Genomic DNA, 14,997 nt, shown 5'->3' with positions numbered 1-14,997 from the left:
GGCAGACCTGAGGCACTGCCCTTCGGGGCAGCCCGGCGTGCCCTCGAGCGGTCCCTTCTCGCCCGGGTGAGGTGGCGCCGCCGCGTCCAGACTCGAGTGATGGGCTCGGAGCACGACGCCGGCGAGCCGGCCGCTCGCCGGTCGCGGCCGCGGGCCGGCGACCACGGGCCGAGTGTCGATCTCGCCGGGCCCACCGGGGCCGATCCCGCCGGGCTGCTGCAGCTGCAACGCGCCGCCGGCAACGCTGCCGTGTCGGGCCTGGTCGCGGGCGGCCGGCCGCTCGATCAGGGCATCCGGTCCCGGCTGGAGTCCGGGCTCGGCTCCGACCTCTCGGATGTGAGGCTCAGCCTCGACGCCGCCGCGCCGGCCCGCGAGAACGCGGCTGCGTTCACGGTCGGCTCACACATCGTGATGGATCCGGCCCACTACCGGCCGGGAACCCCGAGCGGCGACGGGCTGCTCGCGCACGAGGCAGCACACGCCGTCCAGCAGCGCGGCGGTGGTGGGCCGGAAGCCTCGGGAGCGGAGCTGGAGGCGGAGGCCGACCGCGCCGCGGTCGCCGTCGCGACGGAGCAGCGCCCGGCCGGCGGGGTGCTCAGCCGGCTCGCCTCGGCGCTGTCCCTGCGTCGCTGCTCGGGCTGCACCGACCAGGAGAAGCAGCGGCTGGACGCGTTCCGGTCCGAGCGCTCGCCCGACGGGCTGGAGGGAATGCTCCGCCCGGCCACCGAGGATCAGCTCCGCCGGCTGGAGGAAGCCGGGTCGTCCGGCGACACGCTGCACGGGGACGCGGTGGCCTGGGAGCGCGCCGTGCGGCGCAAGGACTTCGCTGCGGTCGCCTCGCTCAACGGCCGGAGCGACCCCGGGTTCCGGACCGCCTACGCCGGCCGGATCCTCGACCTGATCATGGGCGGCACCACCAGTATCAAGGTCGATGCCGGCAACGCGGACTTCACCGACTTCGTCCGAACCAGTCTCAGCGACCTCCTCCGGCTACCGACCGGCTTCCGGCTGGTGGTCGAGCTGCTGGCCACCGGCCAGACGGTGAACCTGCGCAGCGGCGCGGACCAGACCACTGACGCCACCGACAAGGCGGCCGCCCGTGGCACTCCGGAGGACGGCGGCCGGGCCGGATCGGGCTCGACCGTGACCCTCAACCCGGCGCTCGCCCGGAACCAGGTCGGCCTCAGCGGCACCGCCGGCAACGTTCGGATCATCCAACTCGACCCGTCCATCACCGTCGGGCACGAGCTCATCCACGCGCTCAACAACGCCCGCGGCACGAACGCATCCCCGCCGCTGCCGCCGGAGCTGCTGCGCGCCACCTTCGGCGGCGCCGGGCTGGTACGCGACCCGATCACCGGCGAGCCGCAGAGCCCCGAGGAACTGCGCACGATCACCGGTCAGACGACCTTCACCACGGTCCGCTCCGGCAATGCCGACGGGCCGCAGACCTCGGTCGGCGCCGGCGCCGGCATCTCGGAGAACGACCTGCGCCGCGAGGCCGGCTTCGACCCGCGGATCTCACACTTCGGCGCCGCCGACACCGTGTCGGTGCCGCTCGGCAGCACCCGGTCGCTGGACGCGATGGTCGCGCGCTACCGGCTGCCGTCCGGTCCGGTCCCGCCCGCAGCGGCGGCCGAGATCCGTGCCCTGCTGGAGCAGGGTGGCCTGGCCGCCCTGAGCAGCGTGCCGGCGAACGCGCCCGTCGACCGGGTGGCCGTGCCGACCCCGGGGCACGTGATCATGCACGTCCGGTTCGTGCGCGGCAATGCCGCGCTCGCCGACCAGCTGGCCGGGTTGAGCGTGTCATGAGCGGTCCGCGCGCTGCCCCACCGAGAGTCCCGCGGGTCCTGCCGGGCCCCGAGCTGTCGATCGGACGTACGTCGGTGCCCGCCTATCGGCTGTTCGCGCTGACCGGCGTCGGCCTCGGGCTGTTGGTCGGGCTGGTCCAGGCGGCGCGGCTCGAGGTTCCGTTCCGGGCGGTCCTGCTGGTCGCCGTGTTCGGCGTTCTCGGCTCGCTGGCCGTGCTGACCGTCCGAGCCGTCAGCGGGTCGGCGGACTGGGTCTGGCACGAGCACGAGGCCGTCGTGCTGATCGCCGCCGCAGGGGTCGGCCTGGCCCGCGGCGATCTCGCGCCGATCCTCGACGTCACCGCGACCGGCCTGTTGGTCGTGCTGGGAGTCGGCCGGATCGGCTGCCTGCTGGCGGGCTGCTGCCACGGCCGGCCCGTCTCGCGGACCCGGCTCGCGGTTCGCTACTCCCGGCGTCACGCCGACGCCGGGTTTCCGGGCCGGCTGGTCGGCGTCGCGCTGGCTCCCGTTCAGACGATCGAGGCGATCGGTGCCCTGCTGGTCGCGGTCGCCGCGCTCACCGCCGCCGGAGCGCCGCCCGGCGCGATCGTCGTCGCCGCGATCGGGGCCCGCGCCGGTCTGCGCGCCGGGCTGGAGCCCTGGCGAGACCGCCCGGGACGGCGGCCGCCGGCCCCGAGCACCCCGCAGCTCTGGGCAGCCGCGACGGCGCTGGTGCTGGTGACGCTCGGCGCCGCCGGCCTGCTGCCGATCGGTCCGTGGAGCCTCGTGCCGGCGCTCGTGCCGATGCTCGTCCTGGTCCTCGCGGGTGTCCGAGCGATCCGGTCGACGGGCCCGAGCCCGGCTCACCGGCGAGCGGGGATCAGATGATCGGCGGGTGGCCGGCGCGCAGCATCCGCCAGACCGTCCGCCAGCGCAGTGGGCGGCGATCGCCGCAGGGCAGCACCAGCCCGAGCCGGTAGCCGCGCATCGTCTCCACGAATGCCTCCCGCGAGCGCAGCCGGGTGCCGCCGACGACGAACCAGCTGAGGACGTACACGATGCCGATCGGCAGCGGGAGGTTGCGCCGCGCCAGCCAGACCCGGTTGCGTGCCTGGAACCGATAGAACTCCACGTGCCGGGTGGGCGCGTTGGCCGGGTGATTCACCTCGATCTCGCCGTCGTAGCGGACGTGGAAGCCGCCGTCCCACACCCGCCAAGCCAGCTCGATCCCCTCGTGGGCATACCAGAACGGCTCGGGCCAGCCGCCGGCGTAGTCGTACGCCTCGCGCCGGATCGCCACCGCGCCCTCCCAGACCGACATGGCCGCGCTGCTGCGGGCGGGATCACCCACCAGCACCCGCGGCGTCCACCGGCGGGGGGCGGGCAGTCCCGCGGCGTCGGTGACCCGCGGCTGGATCAGTCCCAGCTCGGGGTCGTCGGCGAACTTTGCCGCCACCGCGGCGAGCAGGTCGTCGCGCGGCAGGCTCGCGTCGTCGTCGAGGAAGAAGAGCAGCTCGCCGGTGACCAGCGGCGCGCCGGCATTGCGTCCGGCCGGGATGCCGAGGTTCTCCGGCAGCCCGTGGCCGCGAACGCCCTCGGGCAGCCCGGCCGGGTCCCAGCCGTTGCCGACCACGACGATGTCCAGCTCGACGTCGCGCTGGCCGAGCACGGACCGCAACGCGCGATCCAGCTCTGCGGGCCGGTCGCCCTGGGTCAGGACGACGACGCCGAACCGGATGCGCCGGGACCGGGTCGGATCGCTCATCGCAGCCGTGACGAGCTGAGGACCGCCGCGAGATGGCCGACCACGGTCACGGCGGCGGCGACGACCAGGCCGACCAGCAGCCACTGGGTCGCGAGCCCGCCGAACCACAGATCTAGCAACGCCGCCAGCAAGATCAGCAACGACAGCTCGATGGAGTGGAAGACCCGGTGGAACGGGACGAACCGGGCGGCCCGGCGAGCCGTCCGGAGCAGGCCGCCGGTCGGTACCTTGACCACCTCGGCGTCGCGGACCTGCTCCATTCCGGCGTAGTGCCGGGACACGTGCACCAGGTCGTTCTCGACCTTGTTCAGCGCGACCAGCAAGCCCAGCAGCAGCCCGAGACTGACCCAGACGCTGCCGAGGTGCGGCCCGCCGACCCGGACACCGAGCGCGACCGAGATCCCGCACTCGGCGGTGTAGTGGCCGATCCGGTCGAGATAGACGCCCCGGGGTGAATAGGTCTCCCGCCAGCGGGCGATCTCGCCGTCGCAGCAGTCGAGCAGCATCTGCAACTGGCACAGCAGCACCACGACCACCGCGGTCGGCAGTCCCGGCCAGGCCGTCACCAGCGCGGCGACGGCGGCGGTGCCGACCATCAGACCGGTGACCGCGTTCGCGCTGATCCCGGTCCGCAGCAGCACCCGGGTCAGATAGGGCGAGATGTCTCGCAGATAGAGCGCCGCGACCCAGTGCTCGGCCCCGGCCCGGGTGCGTACGATCGGCGGCTGGGTGACCTCGCGCAACTCGGCGATGGACGGATGGGCCGGCCGATCCACCTGCATCGGGTCGCTCGCCTCCGCACCGCTCATCCCAGCGCCACCGGCGGGTTCGCCGATGTCAGGCGACCGGTGGATGACAGGGCGGACACGCCGGTCAGCCTAGCGACGATGGCTGTCATTCGAGGTATCGCCACCCGACTGCCGCCCGCGTACGCTTGCTGCATGGGGCGCTATCTACCGATCGTCATCGTGGCGCTGCTGACCATCTACTGCGTGGTCGAGGTGGCTCAGGCACAGCCGTTCGCGGTGCGCCGGATGCCTCGCTGGCTGTGGGCGACCTTCATCATCTGCGTGCCGCTGATCGGTGCCGTGTGCTGGCTATTGTTCGGCCGGCCGACCGCCGAGAGCCGCGGTGACCGCACCGGCCGGGGCCATCCCAAGGCCCCGGACGACGACGTCGACTTCCTCCGCGGTCTGTAGCCGGCCGGGCCGTGCTCAGTCGCTGAACAGGCCGTCCTCGTTCAGCTTCGGCGGTGGAAGCGGCTCGAGGTGGAGTCGGGTCATGATCTCCTTCACCTCGTCCTTCGGCTTTCGCCCCAGCGGTACGACCACGCCGACCTCGTCGGCGCTCAGCGGTTCGAGGGTGGCCAGCTGGGAGTCGAGCAGGCTGCTCGGCATGAAGTGATCGAGCCGCTTGGACAGCCTCTCGCCGATCACCTGCCGGCTGCCGTCCAGGTGCACGAACGCGACCCCGGGCGCCCGCAGCCGGTCGCGATAGACCTTCTTCAGCGCCGAGCAGGTGACGATCCCGGGCGTCGCGGACTCGGTGTGCAGCTGGATCCAGGCCGCGATCTTGTCCAGCCACGGCCAGCGGTCCTCGTCGGTCAACGGCTGGCCGGAGGCCATCTTGGCCACGTTGGCGGCCGGGTGCAGGTCGTCACCCTCCTCCAGGTCCCAGCCGAGCCGGCCGGCGAGCATTCCGGCGACGGTGGACTTGCCGGTGCCGGACACCCCCATCACGACCAGCACGATGGGCGGGTTCTCGGCGAAGTCGTGCGTGCTGGCCTCCGATCCCGTCATCTCAGACCACCAGGCTGAGCAGCAGCACGCCGATCAGGCCGACGACCGAGATCAGGCACTCCAGCACCGTCCAGGTCTTGAACGTCTGCGGCAGGTCGGTGCCCAGATACTGCTTCACCAGCCAGAAGCCGGCGTCGTTGACGTGGGAGAGGAACACCGAGCCCGAGCCGATCGCCAGCACGAGCAGGGCCACCTCCGGGCCGGCGAGGCTGGCAGCGACGGGTGCCATCAGGCCGGCCGCGGTGACCGTCGCCACCGTCGCGGAGCCGGTGGCGATCCGGACCAGCGCGGCAACGATCCATCCGAGCAGCAGCACGGAGATCCCGCTGCCGAGCGCGGCCTGGGTGATCACCTCACCGATGCCGGTGTCGATCAGCACCTGCTTGAAGGCACCACCGGCACCGACGATCAGCAAGATACCGGCGATCGGCGGCAGGCTGGCCTCGAGCGTCGCCGCGATCGCCTTGCGGTCCATCTTGGCGGGCCGGGCCAGCAGCGCGATCCCGACCAGGACCGCCAGCAGGAGGGCGATGACCGGCGTGCCGAGGAAGTCCAGGAGCGTCTTGCCCAGGCCCTTCGAGTCCGGCGCGAAGACGTCGGCGAGGGCCTTGGCCATCATCAGCACCACCGGCAGCAAGATGCTGATCAGCGACGCGGCGAAGCTGGGCCGCGGACGTGCCGTCGGGTCCTCGCCCTCGTCCTCGTGCGTGACGAACATGGCCGGCACCGGAACCGGCGCCCACTTCGCGGCGAACGGGGCGAACAGCGGACCGGCGACGATCACGGTCGGGATGGCGACGAGGACGCCGAAGCCGAGGGTGACGCCGAGGTTCGCGCCGAGGGTGGAGATGGCGATCAGGGGGCCGGGGTGCGGCGGCACCAGCGCGTGCATGGCCGAGAGGCCGGCCAGGGTCGGGATGGCGATCTTCATCAGCGGCAGGCCCGAGCGGCGGGCGACCAGGATGATCACCGGCATCAGCAGCACCAGGCCGATCTCGAAGAACATCGGCAGGCCGATGATGGCGCCGACGAGGGCCATCGTCCACGGCAGCACCTTCGGGCTGGACCGATGGACGAGGGTGTCGACGATCCGGTCCGCGCCACCGGAGTCGGCGAGCAGCTTGCCGTACATCGCGCCGAGGCCGATCAGCACGCCGACGCTGCCCATCGTGGTGCCGAACCCGGTCCCGAAGCTGGTGAGCGTCTTCGTCGCGCCGAGCCCGGCGGCGAGCCCGACGGCGATCGCACCGATGGTCAGGGCGAGGAAGGGATGAACCTTCAGCCAGGTGATCAGCGCGATGATGACGGCGAAGCCCGCCAGCGCGACCAGGATCAACTGGGTGTTGGAGACGGCAAGCGGGACGACCTGCAATGCGGTCGTGGCGAGTAAGGGAACGGACACTGTTCCTCCGCGGAAGGTTGAAAGCTGACGTTTCGAAGGACTCTAGCTATTTCGTATGATTATTGCAAGAGATCTGACGCAAGAAGCTGGCAATATTTGACAACTGGGCGATGTCATCTGGCATTAGAACGTAGGATGTGGCGGTGGTCACGCTCCAGGAGACGCCCGGACCCCTGCACGACGCGCTGGTCGAGCAATGGGGATCCGACATCGTCGCCGGCCGCCGGCCGGCCGGCAGCCGGATCGCCAGCGAGCAGGCCGCTCAGCAGCTCGGGGTGTCCAGGACGGTCATCCGCGAGGCGGTCCGGGTGCTCGAGTCGCTCGGCCTGGTCGAGGCCCGTCAGCGGGTCGGCATTACGGTGCTGCCGGCGGACCGCTGGACGCCCTACGACCCCCGGGTGCTGCGCTGGCGGCTCGCCGGCCCGGAGCGCTTGGACCACCTGCGCAGCCTCGGCGAGCTTCGCTCGGCGGTCGAGCCTCTCGCCGCGCGGCTGGCCGCGGACCGGGCAACCCCCGAGCAGTGCGGCGCGCTGGCCGCGGCGGTGATCGGGATGGCGGCGACCTCCCGAGCCGCCAACGCGGGTGCCTATCTGCAGCACGACATCGACTTCCACACCATCCTGCTCCGAGCCGCCGGAAACCCGATGCTCGCCGGCCTGACCGCGGTGGTTGTCGCGGTGCTGGAGGGACGCACCGAGCACGAGCTGATGCCCTCGGTGGCCGACGCCGAGGCGCTACGGCTGCACGGCGAGGTCGCCGCTGCGGTGCAGGCCGGTGACGCCGCCGGCGCCGAGGCGGCGATGCGCGGCATCGTCGCCGAGTCGGTCGACGCGCTCAGCCATCTGACGACGACCTAGGCGCTGATCACCAGGGACGCCTCCGGGCCAGGCGCGGACCGCGAGCTCAGTCCAGCACGGCGAGCGCGTCGATCTCGACCAGCATCTCCTCCCGGGGCAGCCCGGTGAACACGGTGGTCCGCGCCGGGAGCACGGCGCAGCGGGGATCGAGGTAGTCCCCGTAGGCCTCGTTCATCGGGCCGAAGTCGTCCCGGGTCGTCAGATACACCCGCAGCATGACCACGTCGTCGAAGGTCGCCCCGCCGGCGGCGAGCACCGCCTCGACGTTGGCCAGCGTCCGCTGGGTCTGGGCCCGGACGTCGCCGGCATGCAGGTACGCGCCGGTCGCCGGGTCGACCGGTCCCTGGCCGGAGACCTGCAGGATGGGACCGCGCCGGACGCCCTGGGAGAAGGTGTGCGCCGGTGCGGGCGCCTGGTCGGTGGTGACAGCGGTTTTGCCGGTCATGGGCGGAGCCTCTCGGGAGTGAGGAGTGGTTCCGCACGGGGGTCGGCGGGCTGTCTCCTGCAGTGCGTATCTTGCAACCATCCCGAGCGAGAGGAAGCACCGAATGCCTGGGCCCGCGCCGGCGACCATCGACACCGACGAGATCATGGCGCTCGCCGACCGATCCGTCGACTGGTCGGACAAGGGCATGCCGCCCGCCTGTTGGGGCGAGTCGGTGCGCGAGGTCTCCGCGCGGCGGCTGCCGCTGTCGCGGTTCCCGACCCCATTGCTCACGTTGTCCGCACCCGCGCTTCGGCACAATCTGGCGACCATGGCCGGCTGGTGCGCCGAGCGGGGACTGGAGCTCGCACCGCACGGCAAGACCACGATGGCACCCCAACTGTGGGCCGAGCAGCTCGCCGCCGGCGCGTGGGCGATCACGCTGGCGAACCTGCCCCAGCTCGCCGTCGCGCGGGCCTTCGGCGTGTCGCGGGTGCTGGTCGCGAACGCGGTCATCTCCCCGCTCACCCTGCGCTGGATCAGCGACGAGCTGGCCGTCGATCGGTCCGCCCAGGTGCTCACCTGGGCCGACGACGTCCGCACGGTCGAGCTGATGGAGGCCGCGCTGGCCGCCCACGCGCCGACGCACGGAGCTGCGTACCGCCCGGTGGACGTGCTGGTCGAGCTCGGCGGGACCGGCGGGCGGACCGGGGCGCGGGACGTCCCGACGGCACTGCGGATCGCGCGCGCCGTCGCCGGCGCGCCCCATCTCCGGCTGGCCGGCGTCGCCGGCTACGAGGGCGTGCTCAGTCACGACAGCGACGAGCACGGCCTGACGGTGGTCCGGGACTACCTGACCACGCTCCGCGATGCACACCGTCTGATCGCGACCGAGGCGCTGTATCCCGAGGACGTCGAGCCGGTGGTGAGCGCCGGCGGCAGCGCCTACTTCGACGTGGTTGCCGAGGTCCTGGCGCCGCTCACCACCGAGGGTGTCCGCGTCGTGCTGCGCTCCGGGGCCTACCTGACCCACGACGACGGCCTGTACCGACAGCTCAGCCCGCTCGGCGCGCGGCCGAGGACGACCGGTCCGGCGCTGCGCAGCGCGTTGCACGCCTGGGTCCGGGTGAGCAGCCAGCCCGAGCCCGGACTGGCGCTGTTCGACGCCGGGAAGCGCGATCTGCCGTTCGACGAGGGTCTGCCGGAGGTCCAGCTGCGCCGCGGGCGGGCCGACGGCCAGCCGGCGGAACCGATTCACGGCGTGAGCGTGGTGGCGCTCAACGATCAGCACGGGTTCCTGCGCTTCGACCCGGACGGCCCCGCGCCGGTGTGGATCGGCGACGAGCTGCGGCTCGGCGTATCGCACCCCTGTACGGCGTTCGACAAGTGGGGCCTGATCCCGGTCGTCGACGACGCCGACGCGCCCGATCCGGTCGTGGTCGACCTGATCCGGACGTACTTCTGAGCGGGCGGGCGTGACCGACCTGCTGATCCGAGACGCGCTGGTCGTCGACGGCACCGGGGCGCCCGGCTTCCCTGCCGACGTGGTGGTCGACGGCGGACGGATCCGCGAGGTCACCGCCGCCGGCCGGGGACCGTCGGCGCGCCGCATCCTGGCGGCGGATCGCCGGGTGCTCGCGCCCGGCTTCATCGACATGCACGCGCACTCCGACCTGCAGATCCTCGCGGACCCGGCCCACACCGCGAAGGTCAGCCAGGGCGTGACGTGCGAGCTGCTGGGGCAGGACGGGCTGTCGTTCGCGCCGGTCGACGGGCCGACGCGCGAGCTGATCGGTCGCCAGGTCGCCGGCTGGAACGGTGAGCCGGCCGGCCTCGAGCTCGGCTGGGACAGCGTCGGCGGCTATCTGGACCGTCTCGACCGAGGGATCGCCTGTCACGCCGCATATCTGGTGCCGCAGGGCACGGTCCGGATGCTGATCGTAGGCACCGACGACCGCCCCGCGACCGAGCCGGAGCGAGCGCGGATGGTGGCCCTCGTCCGACAAGGGCTGGCCGAGGGCGCGGTGGGGATGAGCAGCGGGCTGACCTACCCGCCGGGCATGTTCGCCGACGACGACGAGCTCGTCGAGCTGTGCCGGGTGGTGGCCGAGTCGGGCGGGTTCTACGCGCCCCATCACCGCTCGTACGGCGTGGGCGCGCTGGCGGCGTACGCGGAGATGATCGAGGTCTGCCGCCGCGCCGGCTGCGCCCTGCACCTGACCCACGCGACCATGAACTTCGAGCCGAACCGCGGCCGCGCCGGGGAGCTGCTGGCGATGATCGACGACGCCCTCGACGGCGGCGCGGACATCACCCTGGACAGCTATCCCTACCTGCCCGGCTCCACCACCCTCGCCGCGCTGCTGCCGAGCTGGGCCGCCGCCGGTGGGCCGGACGCGCTGCTGGCCAGGCTCGGCGACGCGGCGGCCCGTGCCCGGATCGCGGACGCGCTGGACCGCGTCGGCAGCGACGGCTGTCACGGCTGTGTCGTGGACTGGAGCACGATCCAGATCAGCGGGGTCGCGCGCCCGGAGTTGTCGGCGGCCGTCGGACGCAGCGTCGCCGAGCTCGCGGCGGAGCAGGGCCGGTCGCCCGCCGAGGTGTGTTTCGACCTGCTCGTCCGCGACGGCCTGGCGACGACGATCCTGCAGCACGTCGGCGACGAGGACAACGTGCGGGCGATCATGCGACACCGCGTCCACACCGGCGGCTCCGACGCGATCCTGGTGGGTCAGCGGCCCCATCCGCGCGGCTGGGGCACGTTCCCGCGCTACCTCGGCCGGTACGTCCGCGAGCTGGCGGTGCTGGGGCTCGAGGACTGTGTCCACCACCTGACCGGCCGTGCGGCCGCCCGGCTGCGGCTGGTCGACCGGGGCCTGGTCCGGGTCGGTCAGCACGCCGACCTGGTGCTGTTCGACCCGGCGACGGTCCAGGACACGGCGACCTTCGAGGATCCGCGCCGGCAGGCGGTCGGCATCGACATGTGCTGGTGAACGGAACGCCGGTGATCGACGGCGGGCAGCGGACCGACGCGCTGCCCGGGCGGGCGCTGCGGCGGACCGCCCGCGGGACCGTGGAGATCTAGCCGGCCGAGCGGGCGGCGATCTCGACCGCTCGCGCCTCGATCGCGTCCTCCAGCGCCTGCTCGAACCGGTTCGTGCTCGCACCGCGCGAGGTGTCGCCGAAGTAGTACTCCGCCAACCCGGCCAGCTCCGCCGGCGGGGCGGAGTCCAGCAGCTCCCGAACGATCGAGCTCGCGCCCGCCGCGCCCAGCAGCGGCAGCGAGTCCAGCAGCCGCGACGGCGGCAGATACGCCTCCTCCGCCTCGGGCCGGGTGACGACCAGCGGCTTCCGGGTCGCCAGCCAGTCGTACGCCACCGCCGAGACGTCCGCGATACAGGCGTCCGCGAACGTCCACTGCCAGCCGTACGTACCGGTGTCGACGAGGTGCCGGTCCCCGTCCGCCATCAGGGCGGCCCGCAGCTCACGATCCACCCGGGCGTGCTCGGCGGAGATCCGGCCGAGCCACGGATGCGGCCGATAGACCACCCGAACCCGCGGGTCGGCCCGCAACGCCGCGATCAGCGCCGGCCCGTGGCTGACGACGGAGCTGTAGCGCAGGCTCGGCCGATCGCCCTCCCAGGTCGGCGCGTAGAGCACCCGGCTCGTGCCGTCGGCAGGCCAGTCCGGCGCGCCCTGGACGTCGTAGTCCAGCTGCGGCCGGCCCACCAGCCAGACCCTGGACCGAGCGTCGAAGTCGAACAGGGCTCGAGACAGCCGATCCCGGCCCGCCTCGCCGGCGACGAAGGTCAGGTCGTACGCCTTGTGCTGGTTCGTGACGCTGGCTCCCTTGTCGCTGTCGCCGTGCCCGAGCTGGATGTGCACCGGATCGGCGAACCGCAGCATTCGGAAGTTCCGCTCGACGTTGTTGACGTACAGCACCGCGCGCGGCCGGTGCCGCTCGACCAGCGACTCCAGCGCGGCACTGCCTCGGGCGAACGCCACCGGCAGCCGAAACGTCTCCAGCAACCGGCGTCCGGTGTCCGGCCGGTCGACCACCACGAACACGCCGCGCCGATCGGCCCGTGATTCCGCGGCGAGGGCCTCCAGCGGACGCCGCCACTGCTCGAGCTGGTAGGCGTTCTGCGGCGGGGTCGCGAAGAACACCGCAATCCCCTCGTCGGGCACCGGGCCCGACCCGGCCGCTTGCCGGGCAAAGGAGCGAGCCCCGAGCCGGTTGCCGATCCGTGATCGCAGCTCAGCGACCAGCGGGCCCATCGGCATCCGCTCAGGAGGGCCGGTCGGTGGCCTTCTCGGCCGGTTCGGGCGGCAGGGTCTGCGCGTCGCCGCCGCTGATCTGGGTCTCGCTGCGGTCCAGGCTCCACTCGGTGTGGAAGGTGCCCGGCTTGTCGACCCGGCGGTACGTGTGGGCACCGAAGAAGTCACGCTGACCCTGGATCAGCGCCGCCGGCAGCCGGTCGGCCCGGACCCCGTCGTAGTAGGCCAGCGACGAGGAGAACGCCGGCGTCGGGATGCCGTGCTCGGCCGCCGCCACCACCACCCGCCGCCAGGCCGGCAACGCCGCCGAGATCGCGTCGGTGAAGTACGGATCCGCGATCAACAGGGCCAGATCCGGAGTCCGCTCGTACGCCTCGGTGATCCGGTTCAAGAACCGGGCCCGGATGATGCAACCACCCCGCCAGATCCGGGCCATCGCACCCCGGTCGATGTCCCAACCGAACTCCGCACTCGCGGCGGCGATCTGGTCGAAACCCTGCGAGTACGCCACCACCTTCGACGCGTACAGCGCCTGCCGGACGTCCTCCACGAACGTGTCGTCGTCGTCGATCGCCCAGTCCGCGGTGTGCGCCGGCAACACCCCGCGGGCGGCCTCCCGCTGCGGGACCCCGCCGGACAGGGCGCGGGCGAACGTCGCCTCCGCGATCCCGGTGATCGGCACCCCGAGATCCAGCGCGTTCTGCACCGTCCACCGGCCGGTGCCCTTCTGCTCGGCCTGGTCCAAGATCACGTCGACCAACGCCTGACCGGTCTCGGCATCGGTATGGGCCAACACCTCCGCGGTGATCTCGATCAGGAACGACTCCAGATCCCCCTCGTTCCAGGACCGGAAGATGTCGGCGATCTCGGCCGCCGACTTCCCGGTGCCCTGCCGGATCAGGTCGTACGCCTCCGCGATCAACTGCATGTCGGCGTACTCGATGCCGTTGTGCACCATCTTCACGAAATGCCCGGCACCGTCCGGGCCGACATAGGTACAGCACGGGGTGTCGTCGACCTTCGCGGAGATGTTCTCCAGCAGCGGGCCCAACGACTCGTACGACTCCCTCGACCCGCCCGGCATGATCGACGGCCCGTTCAGCGCACCCTCCTCGCCGCCGGAAACCCCGGTGCCGACGAAGTGCAGCCCCTTCTCCTTCAGATAGTTCTCCCGCCTGATCGTGTCCGGGAAGTGGGCGTTGCCGGCGTCGATGACGATGTCGCCCTCCTCCAGCAGCGGGATCAGCTCCTCGATCACCGCGTCCGTCCCGGCGCCCGCCTTGACCATGATGAGCACCCGGCGCGGCTTCTCCAGCGACGCCACGAAGTCAGCCATCGACTCGCTCGGGATGAACGTCCCGTCGTCGCCGTGGTCGTCGATCAACGACTGCGTCTTGGCATACGTCCGGTTGTGGATCGCCACCCGGTGCCCGTGCCGGGCGAAGTTCCGGGCCAGATTCCGGCCCATCACCGCAAGCCCCGTCACCCCGATCTCGGCCAACTCCGTCACGGCTGCTCCCCTCTGTGCACCCGACACGGCGGGCGGCTCGATCGACGGCAGCAGCGTAGTCTGCACGCTCAGAGGCCGATCACGCGGATAATGGGCGAGACAGGCACGAGGCGAGGAGGTGACCCATGCTGCAGCCGCTCGGGATCAGCGCCGACGCGGAGGCGGTGTACGTCGGCCTCGCCCCGATGGCCTCGGGCACCGTCCCCGAGATCGCCCGGCTGACCACGACTGACCCCGATACGACCGAGCGCGCGTTGCAGGAGCTGCGCAACCTCGGCCTGGCCGCCGAGCTCTCGCCCGGGCTGTGGCAGTCGCTGCCGCTGCTCGACGTCGCCAACGCGCTGCGCGCCCAGCGGCTGTCCGAGCTGGAGATGGCCACCGTCGCGGCGGAGTCGCTGCACAGTCACCTGCTGGCGGCCAGCCACAACGCCGCCGACACCGACATCCAGATCGTGGTCGGCCGGGAGGGGATCATCGCCGCCCGGCGGGAGATCTGCAACGGCGCGAAGAAGGAGATCTGCGCCTTCGACAAGCCGCCGTACGTCCAGCCGAGGCCCAACGCGACCGCCGTCGCGCTGGACGAGATGTCGCCGGAGTGGCAGGCGCTGGAGCGAGGCGTGAAGCTGCGCGGCATCTATCACCCGGGGTTCGACAGCGACCGGTTGGCCGAGCTGGCCCTGTTCGCCGAGAAGGGTGAGCAGTCCCGGACCGCGCCGGTGCCCATGAAGCTGATCCTGGTGGACGCCCAGGTCGCGCTGATCCCGTCGATGCGCTCGTACTACCCGGGACAGGAGCTGCGGGCGTCGGTCACCCGGCACCCGATGCTGGTCGAGGCGTTGCAGTGGCTGTTCGAGACGGTCTGGGACTCGTCCGTGCCGATCGTGACGTCCGGGTTCAACGAGAACGACCCCCGGCGGCAGATGCTCATCTCGCTGCTGATGACCGGATCGACCGACAGCGCGATCGCCACCCAGCTCGGCATCAACGTCCGCTCGGTGCGGCGCTGGATCGCGGAGCTGATGGACGAGCTGGGGGTGACGACCCGACTCCAGCTGGGCGCGGCTCTGGTCCGTGCCGACGCCCTCCGCGCTCCGGCGAGTGACGGCGCGGACGACGACGCAACGATCCGGGCGACCGCTTAGTCCGGCGCCAGCTGCCGCATCGACCGGCCC

The 14,997-nt window shown here is 72.2% G+C and carries 14 protein-coding genes; 7 read left to right on the top strand and 7 right to left on the bottom strand.

Features of this window, described 5'->3' with window-relative positions:
* The first annotated feature begins 99 nt into the window (after positions 1 to 99).
* Together ABD747_RS06985 and ABD747_RS06980 are read left to right on the top strand one after the other, a co-directional pair.
* Positions 100 to 1,812 (top strand): eCIS core domain-containing protein, encoded by a 1,713-nt coding sequence (locus tag ABD747_RS06985; RefSeq protein WP_344802774.1) that lies wholly within the window; start codon positions 100 to 102, stop codon positions 1,810 to 1,812.
* Positions 1,809 to 2,678: a prolipoprotein diacylglyceryl transferase family protein gene (locus tag ABD747_RS06980; RefSeq protein WP_344802772.1), complete on the top strand. Its 870-nt coding sequence runs from the start codon at positions 1,809 to 1,811 to the stop codon at positions 2,676 to 2,678. The genes ABD747_RS06985 and ABD747_RS06980 overlap by 4 nt, the downstream gene beginning before the upstream one ends.
* On the opposite strand, the gene ABD747_RS06975 is transcribed toward ABD747_RS06980, so the two are convergent.
* Together ABD747_RS06975 and ABD747_RS06970 are read right to left on the bottom strand one after the other, a co-directional pair.
* The gene (locus tag ABD747_RS06975; RefSeq protein WP_344802770.1) at positions 2,671 to 3,555 is read right to left on the bottom strand and encodes a glycosyltransferase family 2 protein; all 885 of its coding nucleotides are present in this window, start codon (positions 3,553 to 3,555) and stop codon (positions 2,671 to 2,673) included. The genes ABD747_RS06980 and ABD747_RS06975 overlap by 8 nt on opposite strands.
* Positions 3,552 to 4,364, bottom strand: coding sequence for a CDP-alcohol phosphatidyltransferase family protein (locus tag ABD747_RS06970; protein ID WP_344802768.1), 813 nt, complete (start codon positions 4,362 to 4,364; stop codon positions 3,552 to 3,554). Before ABD747_RS06970 ends, ABD747_RS06975 begins: the two co-directional genes overlap by 4 nt.
* 132 nt (positions 4,365 to 4,496) lie before the next feature.
* Here ABD747_RS06970 and ABD747_RS06965 point away from each other — a divergent pair, with 132 nt between their 5' ends.
* Positions 4,497 to 4,754 carry a PLD nuclease N-terminal domain-containing protein gene (locus ABD747_RS06965; protein ID WP_344802766.1) on the top strand — a complete coding sequence of 86 codons (258 nt, stop codon included), beginning with the start codon at positions 4,497 to 4,499 and terminating at the stop codon, positions 4,752 to 4,754.
* Between the two features lie 15 nt (positions 4,755 to 4,769).
* Here the strand turns inward: ABD747_RS06965 and ABD747_RS06960 are convergent, their stop codons facing one another.
* Positions 4,770 to 5,354 carry a gluconokinase gene (locus ABD747_RS06960; protein WP_344802764.1) on the bottom strand — a complete coding sequence of 195 codons (585 nt, stop codon included), beginning with the start codon at positions 5,352 to 5,354 and terminating at the stop codon, positions 4,770 to 4,772.
* A gap of 1 nt (position 5,355) precedes the next feature.
* A complete protein-coding gene (locus tag ABD747_RS06955; protein WP_425562492.1) occupies positions 5,356 to 6,756 on the bottom strand; it encodes a GntP family permease in 1,401 nt (466 codons plus the stop codon).
* A gap of 143 nt (positions 6,757 to 6,899) precedes the next feature.
* Between ABD747_RS06955 and ABD747_RS06950 the strand changes: the two genes are divergently transcribed.
* Positions 6,900 to 7,613, top strand: a complete 714-nt coding sequence (locus ABD747_RS06950) for a FadR/GntR family transcriptional regulator (protein WP_344802762.1) — start codon at positions 6,900 to 6,902, stop codon at positions 7,611 to 7,613.
* A 46-nt stretch (positions 7,614 to 7,659) separates the two neighbouring features.
* Here ABD747_RS06950 and ABD747_RS06945 read toward each other — a convergent pair whose 3' ends face one another.
* Positions 7,660 to 8,058, bottom strand: coding sequence for a RidA family protein (locus ABD747_RS06945; protein ID WP_344802760.1), 399 nt, complete (start codon positions 8,056 to 8,058; stop codon positions 7,660 to 7,662).
* 103 nt (positions 8,059 to 8,161) lie between these two features.
* Here ABD747_RS06945 and ABD747_RS06940 point away from each other — a divergent pair, with 103 nt between their 5' ends.
* A complete protein-coding gene (locus ABD747_RS06940) occupies positions 8,162 to 9,502 on the top strand; it encodes a type III PLP-dependent enzyme domain-containing protein (RefSeq protein WP_344802758.1) in 1,341 nt (446 codons plus the stop codon).
* Positions 9,503 to 9,512: 10 nt separating this feature from the next.
* A complete protein-coding gene (locus ABD747_RS06935) occupies positions 9,513 to 11,030 on the top strand; it encodes an N-acyl-D-amino-acid deacylase family protein (RefSeq protein WP_344802756.1) in 1,518 nt (505 codons plus the stop codon).
* An 88-nt stretch (positions 11,031 to 11,118) separates the two neighbouring features.
* Here ABD747_RS06935 and ABD747_RS06930 read toward each other — a convergent pair whose 3' ends face one another.
* A complete protein-coding gene (locus ABD747_RS06930; protein WP_344802754.1) occupies positions 11,119 to 12,321 on the bottom strand; it encodes a CDP-glycerol glycerophosphotransferase family protein in 1,203 nt (400 codons plus the stop codon).
* Between the two features lie 4 nt (positions 12,322 to 12,325).
* Positions 12,326 to 13,825 (bottom strand): NADP-dependent phosphogluconate dehydrogenase, encoded by a 1,500-nt coding sequence (gndA, locus tag ABD747_RS06925; protein WP_344802752.1) that lies wholly within the window; start codon positions 13,823 to 13,825, stop codon positions 12,326 to 12,328.
* A gap of 125 nt (positions 13,826 to 13,950) precedes the next feature.
* Here gndA and ABD747_RS06920 point away from each other — a divergent pair, with 125 nt between their 5' ends.
* Positions 13,951 to 14,967 carry a hypothetical protein gene (locus ABD747_RS06920; protein WP_344802750.1) on the top strand — a complete coding sequence of 339 codons (1,017 nt, stop codon included), beginning with the start codon at positions 13,951 to 13,953 and terminating at the stop codon, positions 14,965 to 14,967.
* Positions 14,968 to 14,997 lie beyond the last annotated feature (30 nt).

Origin of the sequence: Microlunatus ginsengisoli, assembly GCF_039537205.1 — a bacterium.
In the GTDB taxonomy this organism is placed as follows: domain Bacteria; phylum Actinomycetota; class Actinomycetes; order Propionibacteriales; family Propionibacteriaceae; genus Microlunatus; species Microlunatus ginsengisoli.
The sequence above is the reverse complement of the archived record's forward strand: the minus strand, read 5'-3'. Positions and strand labels throughout refer to the sequence as shown.